General features: G+C 61.0%; 14 protein-coding genes. 3 read left to right on the plus strand and 11 right to left on the minus strand.

Annotated elements, in window-relative coordinates:
- Positions 1-32: 32 nt before the first annotated feature.
- Positions 33-638, minus strand: a complete 606-nt coding sequence (gene lptE, locus BFQ03_RS07785; protein ID WP_032861708.1) for an LPS-assembly lipoprotein LptE — start codon at positions 636-638, stop codon at positions 33-35.
- Positions 639-728: 90 nt separating this feature from the next.
- A complete protein-coding gene (gene leuS / locus BFQ03_RS07790; protein ID WP_032861709.1) occupies positions 729-3335 on the minus strand; it encodes a leucine--tRNA ligase in 2607 nt (868 codons plus the stop codon).
- A gap of 262 nt (positions 3336-3597) precedes the next feature.
- Between leuS and BFQ03_RS07795 the strand changes: the two genes are divergently transcribed.
- Positions 3598-3915 (plus strand): hypothetical protein, encoded by a 318-nt coding sequence (locus BFQ03_RS07795; protein ID WP_032861710.1) that lies wholly within the window; start codon positions 3598-3600, stop codon positions 3913-3915.
- Between the two features lie 84 nt (positions 3916-3999).
- Positions 4000-4761 carry a YdcF family protein gene (locus BFQ03_RS07800; protein WP_065942799.1) on the plus strand — a complete coding sequence of 254 codons (762 nt, stop codon included), beginning with the start codon at positions 4000-4002 and terminating at the stop codon, positions 4759-4761.
- A 53-nt stretch (positions 4762-4814) separates the two neighbouring features.
- Here BFQ03_RS07800 and lnt read toward each other — a convergent pair whose 3' ends face one another.
- From lnt to miaB, 5 genes are all read right to left on the minus strand, one after another.
- The gene (gene lnt / locus BFQ03_RS07805; RefSeq protein WP_032861713.1) at positions 4815-6338 is read right to left on the minus strand and encodes an apolipoprotein N-acyltransferase; all 1524 of its coding nucleotides are present in this window, start codon (positions 6336-6338) and stop codon (positions 4815-4817) included.
- A gap of 8 nt (positions 6339-6346) precedes the next feature.
- Complete coding sequence (locus BFQ03_RS07810; protein WP_032861714.1) at positions 6347-7186, minus strand: HlyC/CorC family transporter; 840 nt, start codon at positions 7184-7186, stop codon at positions 6347-6349.
- 42 nt (positions 7187-7228) lie between these two features.
- The gene (ybeY, locus tag BFQ03_RS07815) at positions 7229-7687 is read right to left on the minus strand and encodes an rRNA maturation RNase YbeY (protein WP_065942800.1); all 459 of its coding nucleotides are present in this window, start codon (positions 7685-7687) and stop codon (positions 7229-7231) included.
- Positions 7680-8684 (minus strand): PhoH family protein, encoded by a 1005-nt coding sequence (locus BFQ03_RS07820; RefSeq protein ID WP_029292238.1) that lies wholly within the window; start codon positions 8682-8684, stop codon positions 7680-7682. Before BFQ03_RS07820 ends, ybeY begins: the two co-directional genes overlap by 8 nt.
- Positions 8685-8921: 237 nt before the next feature.
- Complete coding sequence (miaB, locus tag BFQ03_RS07825) at positions 8922-10250, minus strand: tRNA (N6-isopentenyl adenosine(37)-C2)-methylthiotransferase MiaB (RefSeq protein ID WP_032861716.1); 1329 nt, start codon at positions 10248-10250, stop codon at positions 8922-8924.
- Positions 10251-10382: 132 nt separating this feature from the next.
- Between miaB and BFQ03_RS07830 the strand changes: the two genes are divergently transcribed.
- A complete protein-coding gene (locus tag BFQ03_RS07830) occupies positions 10383-10709 on the plus strand; it encodes a DUF1820 family protein (RefSeq protein WP_003215457.1) in 327 nt (108 codons plus the stop codon).
- A 119-nt stretch (positions 10710-10828) separates the two neighbouring features.
- On the opposite strand, the gene BFQ03_RS07835 is transcribed toward BFQ03_RS07830, so the two are convergent.
- The 4 genes from BFQ03_RS07835 to BFQ03_RS30555 form a co-directional block, all read right to left on the minus strand.
- Positions 10829-11383: a tetratricopeptide repeat protein gene (locus BFQ03_RS07835; protein WP_032861717.1), complete on the minus strand. Its 555-nt coding sequence runs from the start codon at positions 11381-11383 to the stop codon at positions 10829-10831.
- Positions 11384-11608: 225 nt separating this feature from the next.
- On the minus strand, positions 11609-12892 hold the full coding sequence (gene hemL, locus BFQ03_RS07840) for a glutamate-1-semialdehyde 2,1-aminomutase (RefSeq protein WP_065942801.1): 1284 nt from the start codon (positions 12890-12892) through the stop codon (positions 11609-11611).
- Between the two features lie 17 nt (positions 12893-12909).
- Positions 12910-13533: a thiamine phosphate synthase gene (thiE, locus tag BFQ03_RS07845; RefSeq protein ID WP_065942802.1), complete on the minus strand. Its 624-nt coding sequence runs from the start codon at positions 13531-13533 to the stop codon at positions 12910-12912.
- Between the two features lie 18 nt (positions 13534-13551).
- Positions 13552-13792, minus strand: a 241-nt coding sequence (locus BFQ03_RS30555) for a bifunctional hydroxymethylpyrimidine kinase/phosphomethylpyrimidine kinase (protein WP_239695227.1), incomplete at its 5' end; no start/stop codon positions are given.

Raw genomic sequence — 13792 nt, forward strand, 5'->3', positions numbered from 1 at the left:
ATGGACGGGGCGCATGACGCGCCCCGTCTGGTTTACTCGGCAGGGACTTCAACAGGCGATTGCTTGGGGATGCTGTTTTCATAGTCCTGCGCGGCTTTCAGCGCTTCGGCATCCGCCTTGGCCTTGGCATCGGCAGTCTGCTGCAGGGCATCCAGTTGGGCCGGGCTGATCATCTGCAGGCGCAGGACCATACGCTGGACCAGGTCGCGGCGCATTTCATTGCGCACCTGGTTGACCTCGGTATCCGAACCGACCAGGTTGTTACCGTCATGTGTCACGACTTTCTGCACTTGCAGCTTGTCGCTGATCAGTGGCAACTGGTCGTGACCCTGGATCTGGAACATGAGCACGCTGCTCATTTCGATGTCCGAAGAGCGGCCGGCACTGGCGTAGCTGATATTACGCTGGGTTTCTTTCTCGTCGACCAGCACCAGTTTGTAAGCTGCCCCTGGATAGACTTTGACGCCGCTGTTTTCCAGGGTTTGACGCAGCTGAGTCACGGTTTCGCCATAGGCGTTGCGTGCGCTGACATCCAGTTCCTTGATCGCCAGTTCAGTGGTGCCGGTGCCGCGCAGCTGGAAGCCGCAAGCGCTCAACAATACGGCAAGGCCCATAACCAGCAGGTTGCGTTTGATCATTTTATTGCTCCCCTTGAAACCATGTGGGCCTTATCGAGGCCCTGGAGGTTTTGTTCGGCGCCGGGGCTCTTGCCCTGGCGCCCGATCCGATTAGCTAGCGACGATATTGACCAGTTTGCCGGGCACCACGATCACTTTGCGGATCGTCAGGCCTTCGGTGAAGCGCAGCACGTTTTCGTTGCAGCGAGCGGCGGCTTCGACTTCTTCGCGACTGGCGCTGGCAGGCATGTCGATCTGGCCGCGCAGCTTGCCGTTGACCTGAATCACCAGTTGCAGCGTGTCCTGTACCAGGGCGCTGTCATCCGCGACGGGCCATTGGGCATCGATCACCGCGCCGCTGTGGCCCAACTGGCTCCACAGGTCGTGGCTGATGTGCGGGGTGATCGGCGCCAGCAGCAGGACGACAGTTTCCAGGCCTTCCTGTACCAGCGCACGGTCCTGCTCGGTGACCTGCGGGGCTTTTTCCAGCACGTTCATCAGCGTCATCACCTGGGCGATAGCGGTGTTGAACTTGTGATGCTGGCCCACGTCCTGGCTGGCTTGCTTGATGGCCAGGTGGGTGCTGCGGCGAATCAGTTTTTGCTCGTCGTTCAGCAACGCCACGTCCAGTTTGCCCGGCAAGCCCTGGCTGATATGGGCATGCGCCAGGCGCCAGACGCGCTTGAGGAAGCGGTGCGAGCCTTCGACGCCGGAGTCTGACCATTCGGCGCTCATGTCGGGCGGCGAGGCGAACATCATGAACAGGCGGCAGGTATCGGCGCCGAACTGGTCGATCATCGACTGAGGGTCAACGCCGTTGTTCTTCGACTTGGCCATCTTCTCGGTGCCGCCGATTTCCACCGGCAGGCCGTCGGATTTCAACTTGGCGCTGATCACCTTGGCCTTGCTGTCACGCTCAAGCTCGACGTCCGCCGGGTTGAACCAGGTATAGGCGCCATTGGCTTCGCGGCGATAGTAAGTCTCGGCGATCACCATGCCTTGGGTCAGCAGGTTCTTGAACGGCTCGTCGGAACTCACCAGGCCTTCGTCACGCATCAGTTTATGGAAGAAGCGCGCGTAGAGCAGGTGCAGAATCGCGTGTTCGATACCGCCGATGTACTGATCCACCGGCAACCAGTGGTCAGCTGCGGATTTTTCCACCAGGCCACCTTCATAGTGCGGCGAGGCGTAGCGGGCGTAATACCACGAGGACTCGACGAAGGTGTCCATGGTGTCGGTTTCACGCTTGGCAGGTGCACCGCATTTCGGGCAACTGCACTCGTAGAACTCGGGCATGCGCGCCAATGGCGAGCCGGCGCCGTCCGGCACCACATCTTCTGGCAGCACGACCGGCAGTTGATCTTCTGGCACCGGCACGTCGCCACAGCTTTCGCAGTGGATGATCGGGATCGGGCAGCCCCAGTAGCGCTGGCGGCTGATGCCCCAGTCGCGCAGGCGGAACTGGGTGCGCGAGGCACCGAGGTTTTTCTTGATCAGTGCGACTTCCATGGCGTCGAAGGCACCGACGAAGTCCAGGCCGTCAAACTCGCCGGAGTTGATCAGGGTGCCGTGCTCGCCGTAGGCGTCTTGCCATGGGGCCGGGTTGGTATCGCCGGAGCTGGTACGCACCACCGACTTGATCGGCAGGTTGTACTTGGTGGCGAACTCGAAGTCGCGCTCGTCGTGGGCCGGCACGGCCATTACTGCGCCATCGCCGTAGTGCATCAGCACATAGTTGGCGACCCATACCGGCAGTTTCTCGCCGGTCAGCGGGTGTTCGACGAACAGCGAGGTCGGCAGGCCTTTTTTCTCCTGGGTGGCGACGTCGGCTTCAGCCACGCTGCCGCCTTTGCATTCGGCGATGAACGCCTGCAGCTCAGGGTTGTTCTGTGCAGCCTGGGTGGCCAGCGGGTGTTCCGCGGCCACGGCCACGTAGGTGGCGCCCATCAGGGTATCCGGACGGGTCGTGAAGACTTTCAGTGCGCCCTCTGCGCCGATGGAATCGACGTTGTACGGGAACTGCACTTCCATGCCCTTGGACTTGCCGATCCAGTTGCGTTGCATGGTCTTGACCTGTTCAGGCCAGCCCGGCAGGTCGTCGAGGCTCGACAAGAGTTCATCCGCGTAGGCGGTGATCTTGAAGTAGTACATCGGGATTTCGCGCTTTTCGATCAGCGCGCCGGAACGCCAGCCGCGGCCGTCGATCACTTGTTCGTTGGCCAGCACGGTCTGGTCGATCGGGTCCCAGTTCACGGTGCCGCTTTTTTTGTAGATCACGCCTTTTTCGAACAGGCGAGTGAACAGCCATTGTTCCCAGCGATAGTAATCGGGCTTGCAGGTGGTCACTTCGCGGGACCAGTCCACGGCCAGGCCCAGGCTGCGCAGCTGGGTCTTCATGTAGGCGATGTTTTCGTAGGTCCACTTGGCGGGCGCTACGTTGTTCTTCATCGCGGCGTTTTCCGCCGGCATGCCGAAGGCGTCCCAACCCATGGGTTGCAGGACGTTCTTGCCGAGCATGCGCTGGTAGCGGGAAATCACGTCGCCGATGGTGTAGTTACGCACGTGCCCCATGTGTAGCTTGCCGCTGGGGTAAGGGAACATCGATAGGCAGTAGAAAGTCTCCTTGCCTGGCTGTTCACTGACTTCAAAGGACTTTTGCTCGTCCCAGAAGGTTTGGGCGGCATTTTCTATTTCACGGGGCTGATATTGTTCGTGCATGGCTACTTTTGAACTGAATAGGGGTGGCCTAATCCTCTTCGGTGCAACGTTCGGGTTGATCGACACCAAACAGCGGCGCGTCCGTGCCCAAACCCTGCGGGAAGTGGAGTTACAGGAAGCGCCGTAGCATACATGACCCCACTCTATCGAGGGAAACCCTGATTGCGCAGCGCAGGCCGTTGGTCGCGGCGTGCGGTTGGTTGCGTCAGCACAGCTACGCTGTTTATTGGGGAGTGAGACTTATCTTTAATGAGGTGAGGGGATGGTAGATTCGCAGCGAATGAGAACGAAACCGCAAGTGTATGAAGGACTGATCGACCGCTTGGGTCGAGCACTGGACGCAGCAAGAACCGCAGGTCGATTGCGTGACGAGCGGCCTGATGAGCTGGAACTGCGAGGCTTGAGCCCTGCAGAGTTTGAAGTGATCAAGGCCTACCTGGACTTGAACGCGTGCCCAATCCCGCAATGGGTGGCTCCTGTGCCAGCCAGGGAGCCGGTGCGATCGTCCAAGGTGGTATGGCTCAAGGACTTGTCGACCGGCCGTGGCCCGGAAAAGCTGCGGTCTGCACGATTCAAGTAACTTGATCAGCGTTATCCGCCGCGTGTAAAGATTGTCGCTAAACCCCGTTACACCTTAGGCTTCGGGCATCTTTGGAGATGCTCGATGCCTATTCGTTATTTCATCAAACAATTACTGTTGCCCCCCGGCATTTTCTTGCTGCTGCTGGCCCTTGCCTGGTGGTTTCGCCGCAGCCGCCCGCGCTTGGCCGGGGGATGCTTTGCCTTGGGGTTTGGCGGGATGTGGCTGATCAGCCTGCCGGTGATGGTGGAGTGGGGCGCCCGCGCGCTGGAAACCGAACCGCCATTGGCCCTGGAAGACTGGGCCGGCCTGGCGCAACGAGCCGATGCCATTGTGGTGTTGGGCTCGGGCCGTGAGCGGGGCGATCCGGCCTGGGGCGCTGATCAGCCGACCGGTATCGGCCTGGAGCGCCAGCGCTATGCCGCGCGATTGGCCAAGGCGTCGGGGCTGCCGGTGCTGACCACCGGCGGCCTGCACTATGGCACGCCGCCCAGCGAGGCAGAGTTGATGGCGGTGTCGATGCAACAAGACTTTGGTGTGACCGTGCGCTGGAAGGAAGAGCGCAGCCGTACTACCTGGGAAAATGCACAGATGAGCGCCGAGATCCTGTTGCCCCAGGGCGTCAAGCGCGTGGTGGTTGTGACCCAGGCCTGGCATATGCCGCGTTCCGTGTGGAGCTTCGAGAAAGCCGGCTTTACCGTGGTGCCGGCGCCGGTCGGTTTCCTGGGCGTGGACAACGCTCGGCCGCTGGGCGGCTGGATGCCGGAGTTCAAGTCGATCTGGCAGAGCGGGCAGTTGATCAACGAGGCGGTGGGGCAGGTGGGTTACCGCCTCTTCTATCGCTAACACCACACATCAAAATGTGGGAGCCCGCTCCCACATTGGGTTTTGTGTGTCTGTCAGACAGTCTTGGCCATGCGCCCGGCCAGCAGTGCCCAGCCAAACAGCCCCAGGCACAGGATGATCAGCGGCCACGAACGCCATTGCAGGTACGGCGTCAGGTTGTGCATCGGCACCACTTCCCCGTAGAGAATGCCGCGCTCGAACTGCGGGATCTGCTCGGTGATCTGCCCAAACGGGTTGATCAGGCCGGTCACGCCGTTGTTGGTGGCGCGGATCATCCAGCGGCCGGCCTCCAGGGCACGCATCTGGGCCATTTGCAGGTGCTGCAAGGGGCCGATGGAGGTGCCGAACCAGGTGTCATTGCTGATGGTCAGCAGCAAGTCGCTGCGGGCGGCGAGGTCTGCAGCGAACTCCGGGTAGACCACTTCGTAGCAGATATACGGGGCGATCTGATAGCCCTTGGCTTGCAGCAGAGCCTGGTCTTCGGGGCCACGGGCAAAGTCCGACATCGGCAGGTCGAAGAACGCAATCAGTCCGCGCAGCACATCCTGCAGCGGCACATACTCGCCAAAGGGCACCAGCTTCTGCTTCAAATAGGTGCCATCACCCTGGCCGACCACGGTGATGCCATTGAAGTAGCGCTTTTCATGGCGTACCTCCTGGCGAATCGGCACACCGGTGATCATTGCGCCGTTCCGGTCGGCGGCGAACTTGCCCATCATCCCCAGATAACCCTCGACGGACTCCTTGAGCACTGGCACGGCGGTTTCCGGCCAGATCAGCAGGTCCACGCGCTTGGAGGCAAAGCTCATGTCGCGGTACAGCGCCAGTTGCTCGTTGAGCTGCGCTGGGTCCCATTTCATGCTCTGCTCGACATTGCCCTGGATCGCCGCGACGGTTAGCGGTTCACCTGCGGGGCTGGTCCAGGCGTGGTGCTTGAGCGCCAGGCCAATGGCCCACGGTGCGACCAGCAGTACCAGGCCGGCGCCGACAAACACGTTGCGCCTGGCTGCCAGCAGTCGCGGCAGGTTAACAATCAGCGCAGCGCTCAGGGCCAGGGCAAAGGAAATCAGCCACACCCCGCCCAGCGGCGCGAGCCCGGCCAGCGGCCCGTCGAGTTGGCTGTAACCGGAGTACAGCCAGGGGAAACCGGTGAGGAACCAGCCGCGAAACGCTTCCTGGCCCACCCACAGTGCAGCAAACGCCAAGGCGTCGGCCAGCGGCGCTTCGTTACGGCGGATCCAGCGGGCCCAGAGCCAGGCAGGCAGGGCAAAGAACAGGGCAATCGCCGCGGTGAACGCCAGCATCAGCAGCCCGGCCAGCAGCACCGAAGCCCCGCCGAAGTGATGGATGCTGTAGTAAATCCAACTGGTGCCCGCGCCAAACAGGCCAAACCCGAAACACCAGCCACGCCCGAAGGCCTGGCGCGGGGTCAGTTGGCGCATCCCGGCATAGAACACCCCGACCGCCACCAGTGCCAGCGGCCAGATATCGAATGGCGCCAGCGCCAGGGTGGTGATAGCACCGGCCACCACGGCCAGCAGGTTACCGGGCCAGCCGGGTGCGGTGAGACGGCGCATATCAGTCCTTAGCGGGCAATAGGTGTCAGGCGGATCAGGTGGATGCGGCGGCTGTCGGCATTCAGGATGCGGAAGCGATAGGCGCCGATCTCGGTGGTTTCGTTACGCTTGGGCAGATGGCCAAACGCACTCATCACCAGGCCGCCCACGGTGTCGAACTCATCGTCGGAGAATTCGCTGTCGAAGAACTCGTTGAAGTTCTCGATCGGCGTCAGCGCCTTGATCAGGAAGTCACCGCTGGGCAGTGGCTTGATGTAGCTGTCTTCTTCGACGTCGTGTTCGTCTTCGATATCGCCGACGATCTGTTCGAGCACGTCTTCGATAGTTACCAGGCCGGCAACGCCGCCGTATTCGTCAATGACGATGGCCATGTGATTGTGGTTGGCGCGAAACTCGCGCAGCAGCACATTCAGGCGCTTGGATTCGGGCACGAAAGTGGCAGGACGCAGCAGGTCCTTGATGTTGAAGCTGTCGCCATTCTCCTTGAGGATCAGCGGCAGCAAGTCCTTGGCCAGCAGGACACCCATGACTTCGTCATGGTTTTCGCCGATCACCGGGTAGCGCGAGTGCGCCGAGTCGATCACGGCCGGGAGAAATTCCCGTGGGGTCTGGGTCGCCTTGATGCTGATCATCTGCGAGCGCGGGACCATGATGTCACGCACTTGCAGGTCAGCCACCTGGATGGCGCCTTCGACGATGGCCAGCGCTTCGCTGTCCAGCAACTTGTTCTGATGGGCCTCGCGCAGAAGCTCCAGCAGCTCCTTGCGGTTTTTCGGCTCGTGGGCAAAAGCCTGGGTCAGTTTGCCCAGCCATGACTTTTGCCCGTTGCTCGATCGGTCTTCGCTCATAGCGATTACTCTAAATCCTTGATTGTTTCAGTTGAGTGTCGATTAGTGTTCGTCGTCTGCATAGGGGTCAGGATGCCCCAACTCTGCAAGCAACGTTCGTTCCAGTGCTTCCATTTCTTCGGCTTCTTCATCATCTATATGGTCGTAACCCAACAGATGCAAGCAGCCGTGCATGACCAAGTGGGCCCAGTGGGCCTCAAGAGCCTTGCCTTGTTCCTTCGCCTCGCGCTCTACCACCGCGACGCAGATCACCAGGTCACCCAGCAGCGGGATATCCAGTAGTTCATCCGGTACGTCGGCGGGAAATGACAGTACGTTGGTCGCGTAGTCTTTCTGGCGCCAGGTGTGATTCAGCTCGCGGCCTTCAGGCTCGTCCACCAGACGAATGGTAAGTTCCGAGTCAGCGGTGCGCTGGCGCAGGGCCAGTGTGCACCATTGGCGAAACTGTTCTTCGCTGGGGGCTGGCGCTTGGGTGGCCAGTTGCAGGTCAAGCTCAAGCATCGCGGCGATTGTCCTTGGACAGGCCGTCGTCGCGGTGTTCGAAGCGCTCGTAGGCCTCGACAATGCGCTGGACCAGTGGGTGACGCACCACATCCTTGGGCATGAAGTGGGTAAAGCTGATGCCCGGCACGTCCTTGAGGACTTCGATCACCTGGCCCAGGCCCGACTTGGTGCCCTTGGGCAGGTCGACCTGGGTGATATCCCCGGTGATCACTGCCGTGGAGCCGAAGCCGATCCGGGTCAGGAACATCTTCATCTGCTCGACCGTGGTGTTCTGGCTTTCGTCGAGGATGATAAAGCTGTTGTTCAGGGTCCGACCGCGCATATAGGCCAGCGGGGCGATCTCGATCACCTGGCGTTCGATCAGCTTGGCGACGTATTCGAAGCCGAGCATTTCATACAACGCATCGTAGAGCGGGCGCAGGTAGGGGTCGATCTTCTGGGCCAGATCGCCGGGCAGAAAGCCCAGTTTCTCGCCGGCTTCTACCGCCGGGCGCACCAACAGGATGCGTCGCACCTGTTCGCGCTCCAGGGCGTCAACCGCACAGGCGACGGCCAGGTAAGTCTTGCCGGTACCGGCCGGGCCGATGCCGAAGTTGATGTCGTTGCCGAGGATCTCTTTGACATAGCGCTGCTGATTCAAGCCGCGTGGGCGAATCATGCCTTTTTTGGTGCGCAGCGCCACGCTGGCTTCGGCCACCGGGTTATTGGCCAGGTCTTCTACGGCGGATTCCTGCAGGTACAGGTGCACGGTTTCCGGCGACAGCTCGCTACCCTTGGTTTCACGGTAGAGGCGGCGCAGCAGGTTTTCTGCAGACGTAGTGTGCTGGGGTTCACCAATGAGCTCGAACTGATTGCCGCGGTTGCGGATCTCGATGCTCAGGCGTTGTTCGATCAGGCGCAGGTGCTCGTCGAACTGTCCGCACAAGTTGGCGAAACGGCGAGCCTCAAACGGCTCAAGGAGAAAACGATGGGGTTCTGCTATGGGTGCGTTCAAGGTTGCTTTTAGCCGCCCTTTGGCTGTTTAGGTGAAATAGAGGATAACGCCAGCCGCCAGTGTGCGAAAGCACTTAAATGGACTGGCTCCACTCTCGATAACAATGAAGAACCCCTGTGGGAGCTGGCTTGCCTGCGATAGGGCCGGCCCATTCAAAAGAGATACTGCCTGTTACATCGCTATCGCAGGCAAGCCAGCTCCCACATTTGATCTACATTTGTCCCCGGATCTGTCCCGTCAGTTGATCAGCGAGCCGCGCAGCGAGTGCGGTTGCGCCGCGTCGATGTGCACGTCGGCGAACTGGCCGATCAGCGTCGGGTTATCGCAGCGGAAGTTGACGATCCGGTTGTTCTCGGTCCGTCCCTGCAATTCGCCCGGGTCTTTCTTCGAGTAATCGGTAACCAGGATGCGCTGGGTTGAACCGACCATTTGTCGGCTGATCTCGAAACCCTGCTGGTTGAGGCGATGTTGCAGTGCGTTCAGACGCTCTTTTTTCAACGCCTCCGGGGTTTCGTCCGCGAGGTCCGCGGCTGGTGTGCCGGGGCGCTGGCTGTAGACGAAGGAGTAGGAGAAATCGAACCCGACGTCTTCAATCAGCTTCATGGTCTGCTCGAAGTCTTTTTCGGTCTCGCCAGGGAAGCCGACAATAAAGTCCGAACTGATGCAGATACCCGGCACGGCGGCGCGCAGTTTGCGCAGCTTGGACTTGTACTCCAGGGCCGTGTGGTTGCGCTTCATTGCCGACAGGATACGGTCCGAGCCCGATTGCACCGGCAAGTGCAGGTGTTTGACCAGCTCCGGCACTTCGGCGTGGGCCTGGATCAGGCTGTCGGAGAATTCCAGCGGGTGCGAGGTGGTGTAGCGGATGCGCTCGATACCGTCCACCGCCGCGACCACGCGAATCAGCTCGGCCAGGTCCGCCAGGCGCCCGTCGTGGGTCTGGCCACGATAGCCATTGACGTTCTGCCCCAGCAGGGTCACTTCACGCACGCCGTTTTCAGCCAGGTGGATGATTTCTGATAGCACATCGTCGAACGGCCGACTGACTTCTTCGCCACGGGTATAAGGCACCACGCAGAAGGTGCAGTACTTGCTGCAACCTTCCATTACCGACACGTAGGCGCTCGGGCCATCGATGCGTGGCTCGGGCAAATGGTCGAATTTTTCTATTTCCGGGAACGAGACGTCCACCTGCGGCAACTTGGTGATGCGCGCAGCGTCGATCATCTCCGGCAGGCGATGCAGGGTCTGCGGGCCAAAGACCACGTCGACATAAGGTGCGCGGTCGCGAATGGCCGCGCCTTCCTGGCTGGCCACACAACCGCCAACGGCGATTACCATGTCCGGGTTGGCCAGTTTCAATTCACGCCAGCGACCCAGCTGCGAGTAGACCCGGTCCTGGGCCCGTTCGCGGATCGAGCAGGTATTGAGCAGGATCACGTCGGCATCTTCGGCGCGCGCCGTGACTTCCAGGGCCTGATGTTCACCCAGCAGATCGACCATGCGCGAGCTGTCGTACTCGTTCATCTGGCAACCGTGGGTTTCGATGTAAAGCTTCTTGGCCATGGGAATCGTCAACTGGTGGTAAAGAACCGCGCATTATAGGGGGCATGCCCATTGGTTCCTAGCACTGTGCATCGGGTGCCATGCTATAGTTCGCGCCCTCATTTATATCCGCCGATGTGCTGCCCGCCCCCCATGACCAAACGTGAAGCTCCAATCTACAAGGTGATTTTCCTTAACCAGGGCCAGGTGTTCGAAATGTACGCCAAGCAGATCTATCAAAGTGATCTGTGGGGCTTCCTGGAAGTGGAAGAGTTCGTCTTTGGCGAGCGCACGCAACTGGTCGTCGATCCGGGCGAGGAAAAGCTCAAGGCCCAGTTCGAAGGCGTGGTGCGCAGTTTTGTGCCGATGCATTCGATTGTGCGCATCGATGAAGTCGAGCGCCTGGGCACGCCGAAGATCAGCGAAGCGCGGGGCATGAGCAATGTCATGCCGTTTCCGATGCCGATGCCTGAGAAGTAAGCTTTTTAGACCGCGTCGCGCCCATCGCAGGCAAGCCAGCTCCCACATTTTGATTTGTGAACACATTCAAATGTGGGAGCTGGCTTGCCTGCGATGGCGTCAGAAGGGTTTAGATAATGTCAGGGCAGCGGCGAGAAAGGCGAACGCCCATCCGCACTCTGCAACTCCAGCAGATAATTGCGGAAAATCTGCCCCAGCACCTGGGTCGCCACTTCCAACTCGTCGCGCTGCATGTGCTCGGCCACTTCGTCGGCGGTGTCGAGCGCATCTTCGGCGCCATTGACCGCCGCCATCTTCAGCACGATATACGCCTGCACGTTATTGGCCGGCACACCTTCACCATGAAAGAACATGCTGCCCAGCTTGAATTGGGCTTGCGCATGCCCCTGCAACGAGGCTTTCTCGAAAAAGCTCAGGGCTTTATTGAGGTCACGGGAGGGATTCTTGTCGTCATAGAAGAATTCGCCCAACTCGTATTGCGCCTGCGCATCCCCGCCATCGGCCAGGGTCTGGCAGGCGCTCAGGGCCTCGGCCTGGCTTTCTGGCTGAGTATTGAGGGTGCAACGACCCATCGCTGGGATCAACAACGAGTTGCCGCCCGCTTGTGCATGCGCAAGCAGCGGTTGAAGGAGCAACAGGCAGCCCAGAACCAGGGTGCGGCCGGTGCGTTTCATGGGAATCGACTTACCTCTGACGGGGCGCGTGGAACCACGTGGGGATCCAATAAGCGCGCATTATGAAATAAGCAGGCCTCTGCTTACAAAGTCTTTACTCGTTTTTCTGCTGCGTGGGCAAGTTATCTGCCGGATTGCAGGTGATTTCTCGAAAAAAGAAGGAAATTTCTGTAAGCAAGGTAGCAAATCTGACGCCGCCAGGGGCGACGTCAGGTTTTGGCTGGCTTACTTCAGTGCGGCGAAGGCACGCTCGGCAGCATCCAGGGTCAGTTTCAGCTCGGCTTCGCCATGGGCGATGGAGGTGAAACCGGCTTCAAAGGCGCTCGGTGCCAGGTACACACCGCCTTCGAGCATCAGGTGGAAGAAGCGCTTGAACAGGTTGGCATCGCTGCCCATCACATCGTCAAAGGTCACGATGTCGTCGGCGCCACTGAAATACAGGCCGAACATGCCACCGGCCTGGGTCGTGACGAACGGGATGCCCGCCGCATCGGCGCGTTGTTGCAGGCCGTCCAGCAGGCGCGTGGTGTAGTCGGTCAACTCGGCATGGAAGTCCGGGCGGCTGATCAGGCGCAGGGTAGTCAGGCCGGCGGCCATGGCCAATGGGTTGCCGGACAAGGTGCCGGCCTGGTAGACCGGGCCCAGTGGCGCGATGTGCTGCATGATTTCGCGCTTGCCGCCGAAGCAGCCCACCGGCATGCCGCCGCCGATGATCTTGCCGAAGGTGCTCAGGTCCGGCGTGACGCCGTAGTAAGCCTGGGCGCCGCCGAGGGCAACACGGAAACCGGTCATCACTTCGTCGAAAATCAATACCACGCCGTGTTTGTCGCACTGCTCGCGCAGGCCTTCGAGGAAACCCGGCGCCGGTGGCACGCAGTTCATGTTGCCGGCGACCGGCTCGACGATGATGCACGCCACGTCCTGGCCGACTTCGCTGAGCATTGTTTCGACGGCAGCGATGTCATTGAACGGCAGCGTCAGGGTGTGCTTGGCGAATGCCGCCGGCACGCCTGCCGAGCTCGGTACGCCCTGGGTCAACAGGCCCGAACCGGCCTTGACCAGCAGGCTGTCGGAGTGGCCGTGGTAGCAGCCTTCGAACTTGATGATGCTGTCGCGGCCAGTGAAGCCACGGGCCAGGCGGATCGCGCTCATGGTTGCCTCGGTGCCGGAGCTGACCATGCGCACCATCTCCATTGACGGCACGATCGAGCACACCAGGTCCGCCATTTCGGTTTCCATGGCGGTTGGCGCGCCGTAGGACAGGCCATGCTCCAATTGCTTGCGCACTGCGTCCAGCACGTCGGGGTGGCTGTGGCCAAGGATCATCGGCCCCCAGGAACCCACGTAGTCCACATAGCGCTTGTCATCTTCGTCGGTGACGTAGGCGCCTTCGGCGTGCTTGAAGAACAGCGGGGTGCCGCCAACGCTCTTGAACGCACGCACGGGGGAGTTCACACCGCCGGGGATGTGTTTCTGGGCATTGGCAAACAGGGTTTCGGAACGAGACATGGGCAGGCTCTCTGAATTCAGGATTTAAGGAGTTCGTTGAAGGCGCGGGCGCGGCGCGTCACTTCCTGGGGGCTGTCGGCACCGAACAGGCCGTGGACCACGGCCAGTAGGTCGGCGCCGTGCTCGACCAGGGGCGCGGCATTTTCCAGGGAGATGCCGCCGATCACGCAGATCGGCACCTGCAAGCGGGTGCGGGCCTGGGCCAGCATTTCGAGGGTGGCTGCCGGGGCGCCGGGTTTGGTGCTGGAATTGAAGAAGCGGCCAAAGGCGACATAGCTGGCGCCTTCGAGCGCGGCCTGTTCGGCCAGCTCGATCTGGCTATGGCAGGTGGAACCGATGATTGCATGGCGCCCGAGTAGCGCCCGGGCCGGGGTCAGCGGGCCGTCGGTCTGGCCGAGGTGGACGCCGACGCCCAGGCGCGCGGCCAGCTCGGCATCGTCATTGATGATCAACTGGGTCTTGTAGCGCGAGCACAGTTCACGCAGGGCTTCGGCTTCGCGCAGGCGCCGGGCCTCGTCGCTGCTTTTATCGCGGTACTGCAGCAAGGTCACGCCGCCTTCCAGCGCGGCCTCGACGTAGGACAGGAACTTACCGGCCAATAGTTGGCTGTCGGTAATGGCATACAGGCCACGTAGTTTCATCGAGCAGGCCCCTTGATATTACGAACAGAAATCCAGTGGCAGGCGACGCGGCACAAACTGCCCCTGGCCCAATTGTTCGGCGTCCCGCAGGGTGCGCCAGGTGTAATTGAGTGCCGACTCCACGGCGCTGGCCAGGCCTTCGCCCTGGGCCAGGCGGCCGGCGAGGGCGCTGGCCAGGGTGCAACCGGAGCCATGATAGCTGCCGGGCAGGCGCTGGCAGGTGAAGGTGCGGCGCGTGCCGTCGCGGCTGTAGAGGCGG

The sequence above is a fragment of the Pseudomonas sp. 25 R 14 genome (genome assembly GCF_900004755.1).
Taxonomy (GTDB): domain Bacteria; phylum Pseudomonadota; class Gammaproteobacteria; order Pseudomonadales; family Pseudomonadaceae; genus Aquipseudomonas; species Aquipseudomonas brenneri.